Here is an 18016-nt window from a genome sequence, read left to right as displayed (position 1 = left end):
AAATGAGTAAACAGTTGCTAAAAAAATTCGGGTTAGGCGCATTATCTTTAGGGTTTATCGGGGGACTTGCTGCCTGTGGTAATGGTGGTTCATCAACTGCAGCAAATGAAGAAGATGGAAAAACATTAACGATTTCTGTCGATTCTGGTTACAAAGATTATGTCAATGAGATTAAAACAAAATTTGAAGAAGACAATGACGTTAAAATCAAGTTAGTCGAAAAAGACATGTTCGAACAATTGGAATCGCTTGCGTTGGACGGTCCCGCAGGAAAAGCACCAGATGTCATGATGGCAGCTTATGACCGGATCGGAGCATTAGGACAACAAGGGCATTTGGCAGAAGTGAAATTGGGGAACGAAGCAGATTACAATGATACGGATAAAGCTCAAGTAACGTATGAGGATAAAATCTATGGGGCACCGGCAGTTATCGAGACACTAGTTTTATACTATAACAAAGATCTAGTTGACACTGCACCGACAACTTTCAAAGATTTGGAAGCGTTAGCAAAAGATGAACGTTTCAATTTTGAATCTGAAGAAGGAACGAATACAGGATTTTTAGCAAAATGGACTGATTTTTATTATTCATATGGCTTGATTTCTGGTTACGGTGGCTATGTATTTGGTGAAGATGGAACAGACCCATCTGAAATTGGGTTAAACAATGCAGGAGCAGTAGAAGGAATCACTTATGCTACAGATTGGTTCCAAAATGTTTGGCCTAAAGGAATGCAAGATATCAAGAGTGCTGGCGACTTTGTCAACCAACAGTTCATGTCAAACAAGGCAGCAGCGATTATCGATGGCCCATGGCAAGCACAAACTTATCAAGAAAACGACCTCAATTATGGCGTATCAAAAATCCCAACATTGAATAATGGTGAATCTTATCAACCATTTGGTGGAGGAAAAGGTTGGGTCGTAAGTAACTACTCTAAGAATAAAGAAGTGGCTCAAAAATGGTTAGATTATGTAACCAATACAGAAAATCAAGAAAAATTCTTTGAAATGGTCAACGAAGTACCAGCCAATCAAGCGGCTCGTGAAACAGCAAAAGGCACAAATGATGAATTGACGACTGCAGTTATTGAACAATATGAAACAGCACAAGCAATGCCAAATATTCCAGAGATGGCAGAAGTTTGGACAGGCGCAGAAAACTTGATGTTTGATGCTGGTTCAGGCAGAAAAACACCAAAAGAATCGGCTGACGACGCGGTGAAGACGATCAGCGAAGCAATTGAGCAAAAATATTAATTAGATCATCAAAAAGGTTGGAGCTGTGAAGGAAATTGCTTCTCAGCTCCATGTTTTACCTTTGATGAACGTGAGATGATTTTATAGAAAAGGCGCTTCAACATACAGCACCTGTTTTTAGTATCAAGAGGGGGGAACAACACCATGCAACAAGAAGATACAGCGGTCAATGTCAAAGGCACGATGTTACGTTCGATCATTCCAGGACTGGGTCAATTTGCAAATGGTCAAGTATTTAAAGGAGTCGTATTTTTAGCACTATTTATCGGATTTATCATCCAAATGGTTTTAGGTGGTTTTCAATCCTTAATAGGTTTAGTTACCTTAGGGAGTGTCCCAATGGAAGATCACTCATTATTTATGTTGATCCAAGGAACTTTGCAATTGATTGTGACAGCCTTGTTTTTATTTTTTTATTTCATCAATCTAGTAGATGCAAAACGTGTCGCAGTCATGAGAAAAGAAGGGAAAAAGATCAATCGAACAATGAAGGAAGTCATACATAATGTGGGTGATGAAGGCTTTCCTTATCTCTTGACGCTTCCAGCGTATCTATTGATGATTTTCACGATCATCTTTCCGGTTCTAGTGACATTATTTACAGCATTTACAAACTATGATTTCCAACACATCCCACCAGCAAGTTTGATCGACTGGGTGGGAGCAGAAAACTTCTTCAGTATTTTCTTTTTAAGTTCTTATCGAAATACATTTGTTGCCGTGTTCTCTTGGACCGTCATCTGGACGCTTTGTGCAACTACTTTACAAATCACGTTAGGCGTATTTACAGCAGTGATCGCGCACCAGAAATTTATCAAATTCAAACGTGTTTTTGGAATTATTTTCCTTTTACCATGGGCAGTCCCAGCATTTATCACGATCATGAGTTTTTCAAACATCTTTAACGATAGTGTGGGAGCGATCAACACGCAAGTTATTCCATTCTTGAATAATATCCCCTTTGTAGATATTGCCTCCGTTCCTTGGAAAACTGATCCGAACTGGACAAAAGTCGCAATCATCTTGATACAAGGCTGGTTAGGTTTTCCTTACATCTATGTGATGGTCACAGGGATCTTACAATCGATTTCTGAAGATCTTTACGAAGCAGCAAAAATCGACGGTGCGAATGCTTGGCAGCGCTTCTCAAGTATCACGTTGCCAGCAATCTTTCTTGTAGCAGCACCAACGTTTATCACACAGTATACAGGGAACTTCAATAACTTCTCCATGATCTACCTCTTCAATAATGGGGGACCGGGAAGTGTCGGTGGTGGTGCAGGATCAACGGATATCTTGATTTCGTGGATCTATAAATTGACCACGGGGACCTCGCCACAGTATTCGATGGCTTCTGCGATCACGCTGATCATTTCGATGATCGTCATTGCCGTTTCTCTGTTGGTATTCAAGAAAACTAATGCGTTCAAAATGGAGGACTAGTCATGAAAAAATTTAGTACGAGTGCTAAGTTCCAACGGAGACTTTCGCATTTCTTCACTTATGTGTTTTTGATCCTATTGTCGATCATTATCATCTATCCGTTATTGATCACAGCTAGTACTGCTTTCAAACCAGGCAATATTGCTGCTTTTAGTTTGGATTTCTCCGGTGATTGGACCTTAAATAATTTTTCTCGCTTATTCAATGAAACCTTGTATGGCACGTGGTATAAAAATACGTTGATCATTTCTGTTTTAACGATGGTCATTCAAGTAACTGTTGTGACACTTGCTGGTTATACGTATAGTCGTTATCGTTTCATCGGAAGAAAATCAAGTTTGATGTTCTTTCTAGTGATCCAGATGGTACCAACGATGGCAGCATTGACCGCTTTTTATGTGATGGCCTTTCTATTAGGTGCATTGGATCGTTATTGGTTCCTGACAATGATCTATATCGGTGGGGGAATCCCAATGAACACTTGGCTGATGAAAGGATACTTCGATACAGTCCCAATCGATTTAGATGAATCAGCTAAATTGGATGGTGCAGGACACTTTAGGATTTTCTTGCAAATCGTCTTGCCATTAGTCAAACCAATGATCGCAGTCCAAGCGCTTTGGGCATTTATGGGACCATTTGGTGACTTCATGTTGGCACGTTTCCTACTTCGTACGCCTGAAAATCAAACAGTTGCAGTTGGATTACAAACCTTTATTTCTGATGTAACCAACCAACGCGTTTCTCTGTTTGCGGCGGGAGCAATCTTGATTGCTGTACCAATATGTTTATTGTTCTTTTTTTTACAAAAAAACTTTGTGACCGGACTGACATCAGGCGGGACCAAAGGTTAGGAGTCGTTTGCTATGGATAAATTCCCACTCAATTACTTTTCAAGCTTAAGAAGTCCAAAACAGTTGTTTTTAGGTAGAAAACAACTCACTTGGCCAAAATTTATCGTGATCTTTCTGTTTCTAATTTCTTTTATGGTCATGCCGATTACTTTATTTTATACGAATCAAGTCTCGGCGATCCCGATGGAACAATTCTTATCGGTGAATACGTTGATCGATCAGGAAGGGGTGGCACGCTTACGTGAACTACAACTTACGAACGGTCGCTTAACAGCTGACTCTGAGATCATCAGTGTAACAAACGATGTCATCATCGGAACAGCACTGACGCCAGAAGAAATGGCAGAAAGAGGAGCCGCAATCAATTTTGAAGAGACCAGCTGGACGATCCGTCAAGAAGTGGATGGACAAACACGAGAATACAATATGTCATATCCCTCCTCATTTGATTTTATGAGAATGACAAGTCCAAAAGAGTTTGAACAGTTTTTAGAGAATGAATTTTATGCGAGTAATCGACCGATGATCATTTTATCTTACAGTTTGACGTTAGGTATTTTATTGTTTATCATGACGGGCTTGATTTTGTTCGGCGCTGCCTTCTTTTTATGGCTAACAAGAAAAAGCAAATTCTCTTCTATAAAAAACTTTAAAGAGAGCGCAAATTTGATGTTGAATGTTCTAGGTGTGAGTTCGATAATTGCTGGTTTTGTCGGTTTTATCCATTTTGATTTTGTCTTGATGATGGGCATCCAGTCGACCATAGCCGTTTTATTGTTACTATGGATTTTCGCTAAAACTGGCTTCAAAGATTCAAAAGCGATCCAAGTCTGATCGAATCAAAAAAATGAAGAATGTAAGAGGGAAAGCAGAAATGTCTTCCTCCTTACATTCTTTATTTTTGTGTTTCTGAAATTTTCAAAAAGCTTTTATTTATTGCCTGTAATCTGTTGATTCTTTGACGAAATAGGTATAACGTAATAGTGTAATTTTTGTTTTAGGAGGATCATTATGTTAGAAAAAACAATTTATCATCAACTATTTTCGCACTCTTTTTCACTTCCAGTAGAAGTCACGTATTGGGATGGAACGACGAAGCAGTATGGGGATACCGATAACCCTCCACAAATCAAAATCACGCTCAATGAAGAGATCCCAATCAAAGAGTTGACGAAAAATGCTTCTCTTTCTTTAGGGGAAGCTTATATGGATCATCGCATTGAAATCGAAGGGAATATCCAATCATTGATCAACGATGCATACAGTCATACCGATAGTTTCTTGCGTAGCAAAGATTATCTGAAGTGGTTACCAAAAAAAGAGAAACACACAAAGCAGCAAAATAAAGCGGATATCCATGCTCATTATGACTTAGGCAATGATTTTTATCGCTTATGGCTTGATTCAACGTTGACGTATTCTTGTGCTTATTTCAAAACTCCAGAAGATAGTCTGGAGCAAGCACAGATCAATAAAGTCCATCATATTTTAGATAAGCTATTTATCAAAGAAGGGGAATCCCTCTTGGATATTGGTTGTGGCTGGGGAACGTTACTATTTACTGCTGCAAAAGAATATCATGTCAAAGCGACTGGTATTACTCTCAGTGAAGAACAATACAACTTCATCACCAATAAAATCAAAGAAGAGCATCTAGAAGACCAATGTCGTGTGTTTCTAATGGATTACCGTGAGTTGAAAGGGGAGACTTTCGATCATATCACCAGTGTGGGGATGTTCGAACACGTAGGGTCAGAAAATCTACCTGAATATTTCAAAGTAGTCAAAGATTTGTTGAAACCTAAAGGAACTGCTTTGATCCATGGAATCAGCCGACAACAAGGTGGTGCAACGAATGCGTGGATCAATAAATATATTTTCCCTGGCGGTTATATACCAGGTGTGACGGAACTGATTAAGGATATCACGGAAAACGATCTACAAGTGATCGACTTAGAAAGTTTACGTCGTGATTACCAATGGACATTACAACATTGGACGCAACGTTTCCATGCGGTTCAAGAGCAGGTGACTCAGGAGATGGGTGATCGGTTCTATCGTATGTGGGATCTTTATTTACAAGCCTGTGCCGCATCTTTTGAATCGAGCAATATCGATGTGATCCAGTACTTGTTAGTCCATCCAGGGAACAATTCGATCCCAATGCATCGGAAATAATTTATTGAGTTTTGTTTTTTTATTTAAATGAAAAGAACCTGTTTTTACTTTTTTACGTAAAAACAGGTTCTTTTTTAGTTGTAAAATCAGACTATAGACTGATTTTTCATGGTATCGGCTGACAGTATTCACTCTTTTCGTTATACTGAAAATAAATACCTAATAAAAAGGAGAATTGTTATGAAATCAAAAGTTATTTTTACAGGCTTATTTTCTTTACTACTTTTGGCGGGGTGCCAGCCAAACCAAACAACTACCCCATCAAGTACGACCAATCAGTCGTCAGAAACAACTGTAACCTCTACGAACAAGTCAGAAGACTCTAGCACATCCGCTGGTTCTACTGATTCATCCTCTTCACAAACAGCAAACCCTGATATTCAAGTTTCTGCGGATCGTGCGATTGAATTATTCCAAAACAAATACCCAGATGCAGCAATCACTAGCTTAGAACTCGATAGTGATTGGGGAAGCTACTTCTACAAAATTGAAGGTGTCGATGATCAAAACGAATATTCAGTGAAAATCAATGCGATGGACGAAAAACTTGAGGCAGAGAATCCAGAGCAATTAGATCGTGACGAACAAAACGGCAAGAAAAAATCAGAAGACGGCTTAGATGTCAGCAATCTGATCTCAATCGAAGAAGCTGGGAAAATCGCGGTTGAAAAAGTTGGCGCTGGAACTGCTACAGATTGGGACCTTGATAAAGAATTAGGAACTACTTACTGGGATGTCAAAGTGAAAAATGGCAACCAAACAACAAATGTAAAAATCAATAGTCAAACAGGAGAAGTATTGTCTTCAGAAATCGATGATTGATCGAACATTCGATAAATTTTTGTTGATTTTGTTCGCTTAAATGATACACTAGAAAAAACGCTTTATTAAAAGGAGAGAATAACTTGAGCTTAACGACTACTTTCTTAAATCATTCTTTTGAAAATCCCTTGATGAACGCTTCTGGTGTCCATTGCATGACTACAGCGGAATTAGATGAACTTGCACATTCGAATGCGGGGGCGTTCATTACAAAAAGCTGTACCATCAATGAGCGAGCAGGAAACCCTGAACCTCGTTATTATGATGTGCCACTGGGGAGTATCAATTCAATGGGCTTACCAAACTTAGGTTTTTCCTATTATCTGGATTATGCATTGGCCTACGAGAAAGAGCATGGACAAGAACAACCATTGTTTTTCTCGATTGCCGGTATGAGTGCAGAGGAAAATCTGGAAATGTTGAAGTTGATCGAAGAAAGTGATTACCAAGGGATCACTGAGCTGAATCTTTCATGCCCAAATGTTCCAGGAAAACCGCAGCTAGCTTACGATTTCGAGGCAACAGCAGCTTTATTGAAAGAAGTCTTTCAAGTGTTCTCAAAACCGTTGGGAATCAAACTTCCTCCTTATTTTGATTTCGCCCACTTTGATCAAATGGCGGAAATCTTGAATCAGTACCCGATCGCCTATGTGAACTCGATCAACAGTGTGGGAAATGGCCTTTATATCGATACTGAGAGTGAAACAGTCGTCATCAAACCAAAAGAGGGTTTTGGTGGACTTGGAGGCGAATATATCAAACCTACTGCGTTAGCGAATGTCCGGGCATTTTATACCCGCTTGAAACCAGAGATCAAAATCATCGGTACTGGCGGTATCCGCAATGGACAAGATGCTTTTGAACATTTATTATGCGGCGCAAGCATGTTACAGATCGGTACGGAACTTCACAAAGAGGGAGTAGCTATTTTTGATCGTATCAGTAAAGAATTAGAGACGATCATGGCGGAAAAAGGCTACCATTCAATCGACGAATTTAGAGGGAAATTACGCTCGATGTCGTAATACCTCTTTCATTCTTATAACTAGAGTAGAACACTTGAAGCATTCAGCTGCTTCAAGTGTTTTTCTATTTAGAATAAGAGACTAAGCGTAAACATTGTTGCTTTTTCTGTCATATGAGAAAATAACCGTAACTGAGGAGGGAGAGCATGAAAGATGCAACATATCTTGCGAATGGTTTAAGAACAAAGCAATTCAGCTTGGAAGAACTTTTTACAGAAACAAAGCGGAAAATCGAAAAGTTCAATCCAGAAATCAACGCATTTGTCACACTTGAAGCACTTGATTTCCAATCAAATGTAAAACGACCACAACTGGAGAGTGATTCGCTACTAGCAGGAATACCATTTCCTTTAAAAATGCTAGGACAAGAAAAAAAAGGCTGGTTGGCAACTTCTGGTTCAAGGATTTTCGAAGAACACCGAGCATCCAAAAATTCAAATTATGTTCAGGCGGTAGAAAAAGCCGGCCTAGTTTCATTTGGTCAAACGAATGCACCTGAGTTTGGCTTTAAGAATATTACCGATCCACAATTATATGGCCCAGCACGAAATCCATGGAACTTGGCATACTCTCCAGGAGGATCAAGTGGCGGAGCTGCGGCGGCTGTTGCGGCTGGGATCGTTCCTATGGCAGGTGCCAGTGACGGGGGTGGTTCGATCCGTATTCCAGCCTCATTTTCTGGCTTGATCGGCTTGAAGCCATCAAGAGGAACAATGCCGGTTGGTCCAAATGCTTGGCGAGGCTGGCAAGGAGCGGCAATTGATTTCGGACTAACGATTTCCATGAGAGATACAAAAGCGTTGTTCCAAGCATTACAAGGAATCAATAGTGGGGCACCTTATCAAGTGACACCAGCCTTTTGGCAACAGCATCCAGTGAAGGAACGGTTGAAAATCGCTGTCTGTGTTGATTCACCAATCGGGTCGAAGGTAAGTGTAGATGCTCAAATTGCTGTTCAAAAAGCACTGCATTTTCTAGAACAATCAGGACATGAAATCGTTGAGATTCCTTATCCTTTAGATGGACGTACATTGATCAACTCGTATTATCAAATGAATGGTGCTGAAACGGCAGCAATGATCGAGTCGATCGAAAATGGGTTGCAGCGGGGGATAGAAAGCAACGAGCTAGAACCAATCTCATGGACATTATGGCAATATGGTAAAAAACTTTCTGCAGCAGACTATGTGCAATCATTGCACGTATGGGATCATGCAGCTGTCACAATGGAAAGCTTGTTTGAGTCCTTTGATTTGTTTCTTTCGCCAACCACTGCGGATACTGCGCCTAAAATCACAGCTGACTTACAAAGTGACTCGATCCGTCAGCAGATGGCTGATGTCCCTCATTTATCGGCAGATGAAGGGTTGGCAGTCGTGTCAGCGATGTTTGAAGAGAGCTTGACGATCACTCCTTATACACAATTAGCGAACTTAACTGGGCAACCTGCAATCAGTCTACCTACACATGTCAGTGAACAAGGATTGCCACTAGGGATTCAGTTTATGGCTGCCAGAGGAAGAGAAGACTTACTGTTTCAGATTGGTGAATTATTTGAAAAGCATGGTTTGTTTTATCTTCCGCCAGAAATCGAGCAAGCGTAAAAGATCAACAGAACAAATGAATCGTACGATTTTTAATACAGAATAGCAAACAGGTAGAAGAATTTACCTTTAAGTCGATCGATCAATAAAAAACGAGTGCAATTGAAAAGACGAAAAATGTGATGTTTGAGCTGCATTTTTCGTCTTTTCTATGTTGCTTTTTTTATTGTTAGACAAGTAGCATACAAAAAAATAAAATGGTAGTTGGATTATCTTGGCTTTTCAGGTAGAATGAAAAGCGAAAGTATGTTCGGAGGTGAAGTGTATGAAAACTCCTTTAACGATCGAGCTGGAATCATCGTTGTATCATTATTGTATCGAACAGGGAGGGATCGTGGTCGAGGAAGTGACAATGCCTGAGGATCATGGAATCGTGGATACTTTAAGTTGTCTGATGAAATTTGACGGAACAAGAGAATGGCGCTGTTATGAATTGAAAGTCACAAAAGCTGATTTTCGCTCAACTGCAAAATTGTCCTTTGTCGGTCACTATAATTATTTTGTTTTACCAAAAAATTTATATGAAGAAGTTAAAAGTGAGATCCCACCAGAGATTGGTGTATTAGTTTATCGTTCGTATGCACTAGAAGAGGAAATGCCTGTTCCTGGAACTTTTATTATTGCAAAAAAAGCAATGCGCCGTGAATTAGGTGTAGCAGAAGAGGCATTGACTAATCGTTTTATGGCTTCATTGTTTAGAGAAGTCAGAAAGGCCAAACAAATGGAACGGGGAGTAAAATATTTCCCTTCAGATCAGCTGTACAAAGAATTAAAAAAACGCTCAGAAACGCAAGATCCCTTCTCAAAAGAACGCTACTATGAAAGGTTTATTGATGAAATTGAAAGTCAAGCAATCCATGATCTGCAAGAAGAAAATCGTGCCTTGCGACAAGAACAGGACTGGTTGCGCCAGCAACGTCATATTCGACGTCTGCCAACTGAACCATTGGAGTGAATAATATATGTATTATCCTTATTTACGTGGCAAACAATTCGATCTACTTGCATTAAAGGAAAGTTTGAATCGTGGACTTTTATCCACTAAGATTCAGCCAATCATCGAGCCAGTACGTGATTCGGCGACGCTAAAAAATGTTGTCGAGTTGTTTCAAAAAAAGAATCATCCGCTGATTATCATAAAGAATCCGCAAGTGGGTCAGTTCAAACTGTTCGATCAACCGATTCACACATGGGTGACCAGTGAAGATAGCTCGTTAGCAGAGGCAGAGATCATTACGCCGAGCAATTATGAAAGAATGATTGAATCACCCCCGCCATTCATTATTTTTGATGGACAACATCAACCTAGAGAAAATGCGATTTGGCAAGCTTTGATCAAAACTAATGCGACATTTTTCATTCCTGATTCTAGTCGCTTACGCATGCAATTGCCTGAGAATAAAATCATTGTCCGTGATCAATTTCAAACGAGACGGCATGTGGAAAATTATGCAGAAAAAAATGATGATTTTTTTAGCGATGATCATCTGTTCTTTCAAATGGATGGCTATCATGGGTTTTCCAATTTTACGATCGAAGGCAGTCGTTACTTCGATAAAGGATTTCCCAGTCGAGCGTTGGCCTTGCATATTACATACGTCGATGCTTATGGGAATATGCGAATCAAACACTTCGTTTCAGATACCAATGATTCCGCAAAAGATCAAGCATTGAAATTTATGGAAGCAGCCAATAAAATGTATGGTTGGTTGATGAGGAACCATCAACAAATTTATATCACGGAAGGATTACTTGAGCTTGTCAGCTTGTATCGCCAACAAAAATTCCCTGGTCTGGGAGTTTTGAAGAAATGGACATTGTTACATCATCTTGAATTAGTTAGTCAGCTCTTAGATCATCCGACAGACTGGTTACGCAGTGGTTCAAGAATAGACAAGCTATACAAATTGATCACAGATCAATAAAAGGAGCAGAGATATGTACCTTAGAAAAACTACATTAGATGATTTGCCGAGAGTGCTACAAATCATTGATCAAGCTGCAGCATACCTTGCTGAGCAAGGATTGCCTCAATGGCAAGGAGATCAAAAACCATCAAAAGAACGATTCATCGAAGACATTGAAAGGCAGGAAAGCTTCGTCTTGATTGACGAAGAAGACATCGTTGGCACTGCGGCGCTTGTTGCAGGCATTGATCCGGTCTATACAGCAATTGCCGGAAATTGGGAGGGGAGAGAGCCGTATCTTTCCATCCATCGAGTTGCTCTTGATCAAAACGTAAGAGGGAAAAGACTTGGAAAACAATTATTAGATCATTTATTGACCGTTGCCACATGTCAAGGAATCAAGGACGTTCGGATCGATACGTTTCCCACTAATCACCCAATGGAAAAAACGATATACTCGGCAGGTTTTCATTATTGTGGCATGATTGAATTTCCATTCCCACACGGAGAAAGAAAAGCCTATCAAAAATTATTGTGAAGTGCTCAAAACTAAAAGCAAGCCAACTGTTCAGCGATGATCCGCTGCATGGATGGCTTGCTTTAAATTTTCTGTTTCGATTTCTAACGTCTGATTATTTTCAAATGAGATCAAGGTAGGAATAAGTGTTAATTTTTCAAGTTCTTTTTGATCTTTTTCAAAGAGAGCAAGCCGTTGCCTGATTTTATCTGGTGAGTCTCCGCGAAGTACAAATCGTTCATACAACTTTTCTTTTGCTACTATGATGAAGACAGGGACGATACAACGACCAAATTGTTCATACAAGTGCCAAAAACCTGGGGCTGTAAGGACCGTGAAGCAGTCACCCTGTGCAAGCTTCGTTGAGATCTCTTGTTTACTTGAGCCATAATAGTGATCGGCGTACCGATCCCATTCGGCAAATTCCTGATGGACGATCATTTCTTCAAAGGTCTCTTGAGAAACAAAATGGTAATCAAGGTGATTTTTTTCATTTTTTCGTGGGGGGCGGGTCGTATACGTAATGATCTTTTGTTGTGAAGAAAAAATTGCATGAGCTAGTGTCGTCTTTCCGGAACCAGAAGGCCCAATAAATACATAACATTTATTCATAGGAAATATTCCTTTCTATAGTGACATGATCAAAGACATGTTTATAACTAATATATACCGAAAAGTGGAAATCTGTCATTTAAAATAAAAAAACTTAACCAATTTAAACAGGTCATCTGTTCAAACCAGCCAAGTTCAGTATACTTAAGACGCTAGATAAAAGATAGCTTTACAACAGTATTCCGGTAACAATTGCGCTTAAAAAGCTGACTAATGAAGCGGTGAACAAAATTTTCAATCCATGTTTTGCTACAAGATTACCTTTTTCTTCATTCAACCCTTTCATTGCCCCTGAAATGATCCCAATTGAAGAGAAGTTCGCAAATGATACTAAGAAGACTGATAAGATAGCGGTGGTACGTTCTGTAAATTCAAAAGTCCCAGTCGATAATTCAGTCATTGCTACAAACTCATTTGTCACAAGTTTTGTTGCCATGATACTACCGGCATCAACCGCTTCTTTCCAAGGAATCCCACTGATAAATGCAAATGGCGCAAAAATATACCCTAAAATCTGTTGGAATGTAATCCCAAAAATCCCGCTGAACAAGGCATTGATCATAGCAATCAAAGCAACAAAACCGATCAACATTGCAGCCACTGTGATTGCGACATGGAAACCATCTAAAATATATTCGCCTAACATTTGGAAAAATGTTTGTTCTTTGTCTTCTTCAATCACTAATTCATCTTCTTTTTCGTCTAACTCATAAGGATTGACGATCGAGGCAAGAATATATCCACCAAAAAGATTCAAAACTAAAGCAGTGATCACGTATTTTGAATCAATCAATGCCATATAGGAACCAACGATGGACATCGAAACCGTGGACATTGCGGAAACACTCATCGAGAACAGACGCTTTTCGGTTAAGAAAGGCAGTTCCTTTTTGATGGAGATAAAAACTTCTGATTGACCTAAAATCGCTGAAGCAACACCATTATAAGATTCTAATTTTCCCATTCCGTTGATTTTACTCAATCCTAAACCGACTGCTTTCATAAATAAAGGAAGAATCTTGATGTAACGCAAAATCCCAATAATTGCAGAAATAAAGACGATTGGCATCAACACATTCAAGAAGAATGGGGCACTTCCAACGTTTGCTACACCCCCAAAGACGAAATTGACACCTTCACCGGCAAATGCCAATAAGTGATCAAATAGCTTGGCTAGCATCGCAACAACCGCTGTACCAAAAGTCGTACGCAGTAAAACAAACCCAAACGCAAATTGCAAAACGAGCATGATGATCAATGGTTTGCGTTTGATGGCTTTTCGATCGCTACTGATCAAAACCGCCAACCCAAAAATCAAAAGTAAACCTATTATTCCAATAAACTGACTCAAAAAAATCACTCCTTACCAAATTCCGTTTAATTCTACATGTTATTTTTAAAGAATACGAATCTTTTGAGAGAAATTTCATGAGATTTTTAGACTAAAGCGTATACATGTAAGAGAACGGAAAGATAGGTGTCTTTTAATGAATAGAAGTCACTTTGGGAAACCTAAATTGTTGATTTATCTAGCAGTTGTGGCATATACGTATATTACTTGGTAGATGAAGGTAGATGAATATTATCAGGACTTGTTAGACGAGCAACAACTTTACTTTATTTATTTTTAAAACAGGAAAGTCTGACACAGAAGCTGCTTCTCCAAAAAACAAAGGGTACCCACAAAAATTTGAGCAATTTTCATGGATACCACCTTATTTATCGAGGTAACTTCTATTTTTCTATTTTAGCCATCATCGAAGAATTATTTATTGATAATACAAGTTTTCTGAAGGGTAAACAGGCGCACTAGTGATGTCGATACCTAATTGTTTCAGGTTTTGTTCATCATTCTTATTGATCATCACAGTTGAATGTGCTTGCGCACCTTCAAGTTCTGCTAATTTTTCATAAGCAACTTGTGCGATTGGATTAGTCACTGCACTGATTGATAAAGCAATCAACACCTCATTGAGATTGAGTGTATCGATCGAAGAGTGCAATGCCTTGCTTTTAAGTCCTTGGATCGTTTCCAAGACAAGAGGCGATAACAACGGAATGTCATCAGAGATATGGGCGAGATATTTGATCGCATTCAAGACAACAGCAGCCGAAGCATCCATTAATTGACTTGTCCGACCTGTAAGGATCACTTGATCAGGAAGTTCGATCGCGATCACTGCCATCGGTTCAGTACTTGCCGCTTGACTAGTTTTTGCATACTCATGAGCAGGGGTCACGACTTTACGGTCTTCTGGACGTAAACCGACTTCCTCCATGATCAATTTGATACGATTGACGGCATCTTCATCTGTCAAACCTTTTTTAAAGTCACAAGCCGTTTGGAAATAGCGTCTGATGATTTCTTGTTTCGAGGCTTCCTGTACGACTTCATCATCCGTGATACCGAAGCCTACGCGGTTGACGCCCATATCAGTAGGAGACTGGTAGACCGATTCCTTACCAGTGATTTTTTCGATGATCCGTTTAATGACTGGGAAAGTCTCTACATCACGATTGTAGTTGACTGCCACCTTATTATAGGCATCAAAATGAAAAGAATCGATCATATTGACATCTTTCAAATCGACTGTTGCTGCCTCATAAGCAATGTTCAAGGGATGTTTCAATGGAACATTCCAAACAGGGAAAGTCTCAAATTTAGAGTAACCTGCTGCATTGCCTTTTTGGCTCTCGTGATACAGTTGGTTCAAGCAGGTAGCTAATTTCCCACTACCTGGACCAGGAGCTGTCACGACAACGATTGGTTTCGTTGTTTCGATGTATTCGTTCTTGCCGAAACCATCCTCTGAAACGATTTTTTCGACATTGATCGGATAATCCTCGATTTCAGCGTGTTTATAGACTTTGATATTCCGACGCTCCAATTTATTGATAAATACTTTAGTTGCTGGTTGTCCGTTATACCGGGTGATCACTACACTATTGATCGATAATCCATATCCTCGTAATTCATCGATCAAGCGCAAGATATCCATATCATATGTGATCCCATAATCACCACGAATCTTATTCCGCTCGATGTCACCAGCATACACACAAATCAAAATCTCCGCTTGGTCACGCAACTTTTGCAATAATTTGATTTTAGCATCTTCTTCAAATCCTGGTAAGACACGTTTGGCATGCTTATCATCGACTAATTTCCCACCAAATTCCAGATACAACTTATCATAATGATGAACGCGTTCAAGGATATACGCAGATTGCTCTTCGATATACTTTTCTGAGTCAAAACCTATTTTTTTCACTTGTTTCCCTCCTTAGCTACTCTCGCATTTTTTCATTTTTTGAAGGTTTCGTCAACTATCAATTAAGTATATAAAGAAATTTCAAAGAAAAAACAAAAGAAACATGCTTGTCTCAGAAGGCATTCATTGGTATGATAGGTTTGATAAGGAAGGTGTCCTATGAAAAAAAGACAAAAAAAGAAAAACGCGTACAAACAGTATATACGCTCAATTTTTACAGGATATGAGCATATGCTAGAAGATAGTGAACTAAATGAATTAAAGTTCTCTTACTTAAATGAAGAAACATTACTTACACGAGATGAAAACCAACGCATCCATTTTACAACAAGAGATTTACCCAAAAAATAAAGCTAAGAGCGGGGAATCGCTGACCCGCTCTTTTATGTTCTCTAACTTTCAATTAATACAAGTAAAAGTAATTTTTGTTCTAAGTCAGCGCATACTTAGTAACACTTTTTTCTTAGAAAATGATACTATTGGATTACATAGAATAATTGATGGAAAATTGATGCGTTCAAAAGCAAGAGGAGGCCAGTAAGATGATAGACCCACAGACGAACGAACATTATGATGAAAACGAACAAGAGGAAGCATCTTCGTTTTACGATATCAAAGAAAAAGCAAGTATGAATCTTTCACAATTATTAGAAGATCTGCAAGCTTTTGAACAAGCTGTCCGCGAGGAGAATATTCCCGCAATCTATCAGTTATACAATGGACGCTTGAACGATGAGCTTAAAAAAAGCTCAAATGAAAATCATGAGATCGATCAGCTGTTGATGCGGAAGATCCATGACCGTTTCTTGCAAGAATTTCCCTTTATGAAACATACAGAGACCATCTCTCCGACGATGAGTTATTACCAGATCGGCACCTATTTTCATGAACGAGCAACGATTGGGATCGATGCCAGCTTACCTGAAATCTTTGTATTACCGCAAATCGATGAAGAATGGGAGAACTATGCGACGCAACAAACCCATGATTTTGATAAAAAAATCAATGAGTTAGAGGCAAAAGTGATCACTGCAAAAACAGAGATCGAGCGTTTAGAAGAGGCCATCAAAGAGATCGATCAGCAAATCACTGACTTAGATGATACGAAAGGTTTCTTGAATCGTAAAAAAATAGACGAAGAAATCCAAGCGTTAGAACAAAAGAAACAAGCACTTGAAAATGAAAAATTAGGTTGGTTGCCTTATATCGAAGAACCAGAAAAAATCCAAAAACAAAAGCAAACCTTATTACATGAAGAAAAAGCGGACCAGCTACGCGCTGCGATCGTTGAAAAAGAACAACGTCAAATCAAAAAATATTTTGGTGACATGGAAGGTTTCAGACAGTCGATCCATCGTTTCTTGATGTCGTACCTTGGCAGTGAAAACCCTGAAATAGTAGAAGAGGGAGGAGACGAGTGATGACAAAACAAGAAGATTTAGACCTACAAGAAGTAACAGCTGAAAATCATGGAACGACTGACCCAGTAGAAGAAGCATCCAGCATCGACAAAGAGTTGGCGAATGAAGTAGAAGAAATTCGCGAAGAAGCCAAAATCCACGAAAAAGAAAAAGTCGTCCCAAACTCGACGAATCAAACAGATAATGAACGTTCAACGATCGAGCAAGCGGTCAATGAAAACCAAGCATATCTTTCTGGTAAACAAAATGATCACGAAGACATCGTTGACTTGATTGCAGCCGCAGAAGAAGAGTTGGCCGATTTACGATTACGTAAATATTTGATCGAAGCGGATTTCAATGAGTTATTGGTCGCATATCATCGCTATGTGTTAGAAGATACACCGATTTCTGCCATTGCTAAGACAAGTTTGATCGAATACTTTGCCTACGAGATATTAAAACCATTGAATGATATTGGCTTGGAGTTATCCAAACAAGCATATGATGTATGGGAAACAAGATATTTTTCAATCAATTATAGTTTGACCCCACAAAAAGAATTGTTGTTCTCCTTTGTGTTACCAACGATCGACCAACGATACCAAGTAGAATCCATCAATTTGATGCGAGTATCCCCAGAACAAATGACGATCGAGATTGATGATGACCGAGTGTTAGCATTGATTCGTCATTGGTCTGTTGAACGCGTGTTTTCGGCTAGTCAGATCACGATTTTCAATCACAAGTTGAATCAATTATTTGCTTATGCACGTAAATTAGGTTTTACGGTGGATCAAACCTTGTTGGACAATACGAAGCCACTAAGATTAGATATTTCAAGTAAGTTTCCAGCTACGCAAGAAGTATTAGATGATATTTTTATTGTCACAATGAAAAATCCGCAGTATGATATGGAAAAATTGGATGACACGACTTATAAGGTGTTGCTGGATAAAGGTCAGTCGTTCCAAATTTCTCTTAAAGACACAACACAGACAGATCTAGCGATTTCTTCTGGTGACTATCATCGTTCAGTGATCGATTTCTTTATCAATTATGAATTTTTAGTACCTTTGATGGTCCGCAAAAATTGATGAAAAAGAGCAATCATGCCTTA

17 protein-coding genes are annotated in these 18016 nt (G+C 39.1%); 14 read left to right on the top strand and 3 right to left on the bottom strand.

Annotated features, from left to right (window positions below):
• Positions 1 to 2: 2 nt before the first annotated feature.
• From IGK01_RS06970 to IGK01_RS06920, 11 genes are all read left to right on the top strand, one after another.
• Positions 3 to 1262 (top strand): extracellular solute-binding protein, encoded by a 1260-nt coding sequence (locus IGK01_RS06970; protein WP_010735423.1) that lies wholly within the window; start codon positions 3 to 5, stop codon positions 1260 to 1262.
• Positions 1263 to 1406: 144 nt separating this feature from the next.
• Positions 1407 to 2705 carry a carbohydrate ABC transporter permease gene (locus tag IGK01_RS06965; RefSeq protein WP_010735424.1) on the top strand — a complete coding sequence of 433 codons (1299 nt, stop codon included), beginning with the start codon at positions 1407 to 1409 and terminating at the stop codon, positions 2703 to 2705.
• Between the two features lie 2 nt (positions 2706 to 2707).
• Positions 2708 to 3559 carry a sugar ABC transporter permease gene (locus IGK01_RS06960; RefSeq protein WP_010735425.1) on the top strand — a complete coding sequence of 284 codons (852 nt, stop codon included), beginning with the start codon at positions 2708 to 2710 and terminating at the stop codon, positions 3557 to 3559.
• Between the two features lie 12 nt (positions 3560 to 3571).
• Positions 3572 to 4393, top strand: coding sequence for a hypothetical protein (locus tag IGK01_RS06955; RefSeq protein ID WP_010735426.1), 822 nt, complete (start codon positions 3572 to 3574; stop codon positions 4391 to 4393).
• A 177-nt stretch (positions 4394 to 4570) separates the two neighbouring features.
• On the top strand, positions 4571 to 5737 hold the full coding sequence (locus IGK01_RS06950; protein ID WP_438840612.1) for a class I SAM-dependent methyltransferase: 1167 nt from the start codon (positions 4571 to 4573) through the stop codon (positions 5735 to 5737).
• Between the two features lie 180 nt (positions 5738 to 5917).
• Entirely contained in the window at positions 5918 to 6559 is a 642-nt protein-coding gene (locus tag IGK01_RS06945) for a PepSY domain-containing protein (protein WP_023519688.1), read from the top strand.
• An 83-nt stretch (positions 6560 to 6642) separates the two neighbouring features.
• Entirely contained in the window at positions 6643 to 7584 is a 942-nt protein-coding gene (locus IGK01_RS06940) for a dihydroorotate oxidase (protein ID WP_062805220.1), read from the top strand.
• Positions 7585 to 7730: 146 nt separating this feature from the next.
• Positions 7731 to 9188 (top strand): amidase, encoded by a 1458-nt coding sequence (locus IGK01_RS06935; RefSeq protein WP_438840611.1) that lies wholly within the window; start codon positions 7731 to 7733, stop codon positions 9186 to 9188.
• A gap of 265 nt (positions 9189 to 9453) precedes the next feature.
• The gene (locus IGK01_RS06930) at positions 9454 to 10143 is read left to right on the top strand and encodes a hypothetical protein (protein WP_062805222.1); all 690 of its coding nucleotides are present in this window, start codon (positions 9454 to 9456) and stop codon (positions 10141 to 10143) included.
• 7 nt (positions 10144 to 10150) lie between these two features.
• The gene (locus tag IGK01_RS06925) at positions 10151 to 11113 is read left to right on the top strand and encodes a sce7725 family protein (protein WP_062805223.1); all 963 of its coding nucleotides are present in this window, start codon (positions 10151 to 10153) and stop codon (positions 11111 to 11113) included.
• A gap of 13 nt (positions 11114 to 11126) precedes the next feature.
• Entirely contained in the window at positions 11127 to 11633 is a 507-nt protein-coding gene (locus tag IGK01_RS06920) for a GNAT family N-acetyltransferase (RefSeq protein WP_010735433.1), read from the top strand.
• 30 nt (positions 11634 to 11663) lie between these two features.
• Here IGK01_RS06920 and IGK01_RS06915 read toward each other — a convergent pair whose 3' ends face one another.
• The 3 genes from IGK01_RS06915 to IGK01_RS06905 form a co-directional block, all read right to left on the bottom strand.
• Positions 11664 to 12224, bottom strand: a complete 561-nt coding sequence (locus tag IGK01_RS06915; protein WP_023519683.1) for a guanylate kinase — start codon at positions 12222 to 12224, stop codon at positions 11664 to 11666.
• A gap of 169 nt (positions 12225 to 12393) precedes the next feature.
• Positions 12394 to 13575: a NupC/NupG family nucleoside CNT transporter gene (locus IGK01_RS06910; protein ID WP_096081545.1), complete on the bottom strand. Its 1182-nt coding sequence runs from the start codon at positions 13573 to 13575 to the stop codon at positions 12394 to 12396.
• 418 nt (positions 13576 to 13993) lie between these two features.
• A complete protein-coding gene (locus IGK01_RS06905) occupies positions 13994 to 15496 on the bottom strand; it encodes a DUF1846 domain-containing protein (RefSeq protein WP_010735436.1) in 1503 nt (500 codons plus the stop codon).
• A 159-nt stretch (positions 15497 to 15655) separates the two neighbouring features.
• On the opposite strand from IGK01_RS06905, the gene IGK01_RS06900 reads away from it, so the two are divergent.
• From IGK01_RS06900 to IGK01_RS06890, 3 genes are all read left to right on the top strand, one after another.
• On the top strand, positions 15656 to 15847 hold the full coding sequence (locus tag IGK01_RS06900) for a hypothetical protein (protein ID WP_010735437.1): 192 nt from the start codon (positions 15656 to 15658) through the stop codon (positions 15845 to 15847).
• Between the two features lie 191 nt (positions 15848 to 16038).
• Complete coding sequence (locus tag IGK01_RS06895; RefSeq protein WP_010735438.1) at positions 16039 to 16917, top strand: hypothetical protein; 879 nt, start codon at positions 16039 to 16041, stop codon at positions 16915 to 16917.
• A complete protein-coding gene (locus IGK01_RS06890) occupies positions 16917 to 17993 on the top strand; it encodes a hypothetical protein (protein ID WP_438840610.1) in 1077 nt (358 codons plus the stop codon). Before IGK01_RS06895 ends, IGK01_RS06890 begins: the two co-directional genes overlap by 1 nt.
• The last annotated feature ends 23 nt before the right edge of the window (positions 17994 to 18016 follow it).

The organism is Enterococcus sp. AZ080 (genome assembly GCF_051714945.1).
GTDB classification, from domain to species: Bacteria; Bacillota; Bacilli; order Lactobacillales; family Enterococcaceae; genus Enterococcus_B; species Enterococcus_B pernyi.
This window is presented reverse-complemented; position numbering and strand designations above follow the sequence as displayed.

Excerpts from the sequence above, each read along its gene's own strand:
- IGK01_RS06930 (WP_062805222.1), top strand. The coding sequence starts at position 9,454 with ATGAAAACTCCTTTAACGATCGAGCTGGAATCATCGTTGTATCATTAT.
- IGK01_RS06965 (WP_010735424.1), top strand. The coding sequence starts at position 1,407 with ATGCAACAAGAAGATACAGCGGTCAATGTCAAAGGCACGATGTTACGT.
- IGK01_RS06945 (WP_023519688.1), top strand. The coding sequence starts at position 5,918 with ATGAAATCAAAAGTTATTTTTACAGGCTTATTTTCTTTACTACTTTTG.
- IGK01_RS06960 (WP_010735425.1), top strand. The coding sequence starts at position 2,708 with ATGAAAAAATTTAGTACGAGTGCTAAGTTCCAACGGAGACTTTCGCAT.
- IGK01_RS06890 (WP_438840610.1), top strand. The coding sequence starts at position 16,917 with ATGACAAAACAAGAAGATTTAGACCTACAAGAAGTAACAGCTGAAAAT.
- IGK01_RS06935 (WP_438840611.1), top strand. The coding sequence starts at position 7,731 with ATGAAAGATGCAACATATCTTGCGAATGGTTTAAGAACAAAGCAATTC.
- IGK01_RS06950 (WP_438840612.1), top strand. The coding sequence starts at position 4,571 with ATGTTAGAAAAAACAATTTATCATCAACTATTTTCGCACTCTTTTTCA.
- IGK01_RS06970 (WP_010735423.1), top strand. The coding sequence starts at position 3 with ATGAGTAAACAGTTGCTAAAAAAATTCGGGTTAGGCGCATTATCTTTA.
- IGK01_RS06915 (WP_023519683.1), bottom strand. The coding sequence starts at position 12,224 with ATGAATAAATGTTATGTATTTATTGGGCCTTCTGGTTCCGGAAAGACG.
- IGK01_RS06925 (WP_062805223.1), top strand. The coding sequence starts at position 10,151 with ATGTATTATCCTTATTTACGTGGCAAACAATTCGATCTACTTGCATTA.
- IGK01_RS06955 (WP_010735426.1), top strand. The coding sequence starts at position 3,572 with ATGGATAAATTCCCACTCAATTACTTTTCAAGCTTAAGAAGTCCAAAA.
- IGK01_RS06900 (WP_010735437.1), top strand. The coding sequence starts at position 15,656 with ATGAAAAAAAGACAAAAAAAGAAAAACGCGTACAAACAGTATATACGC.
- IGK01_RS06895 (WP_010735438.1), top strand. The coding sequence starts at position 16,039 with ATGATAGACCCACAGACGAACGAACATTATGATGAAAACGAACAAGAG.
- IGK01_RS06920 (WP_010735433.1), top strand. The coding sequence starts at position 11,127 with ATGTACCTTAGAAAAACTACATTAGATGATTTGCCGAGAGTGCTACAA.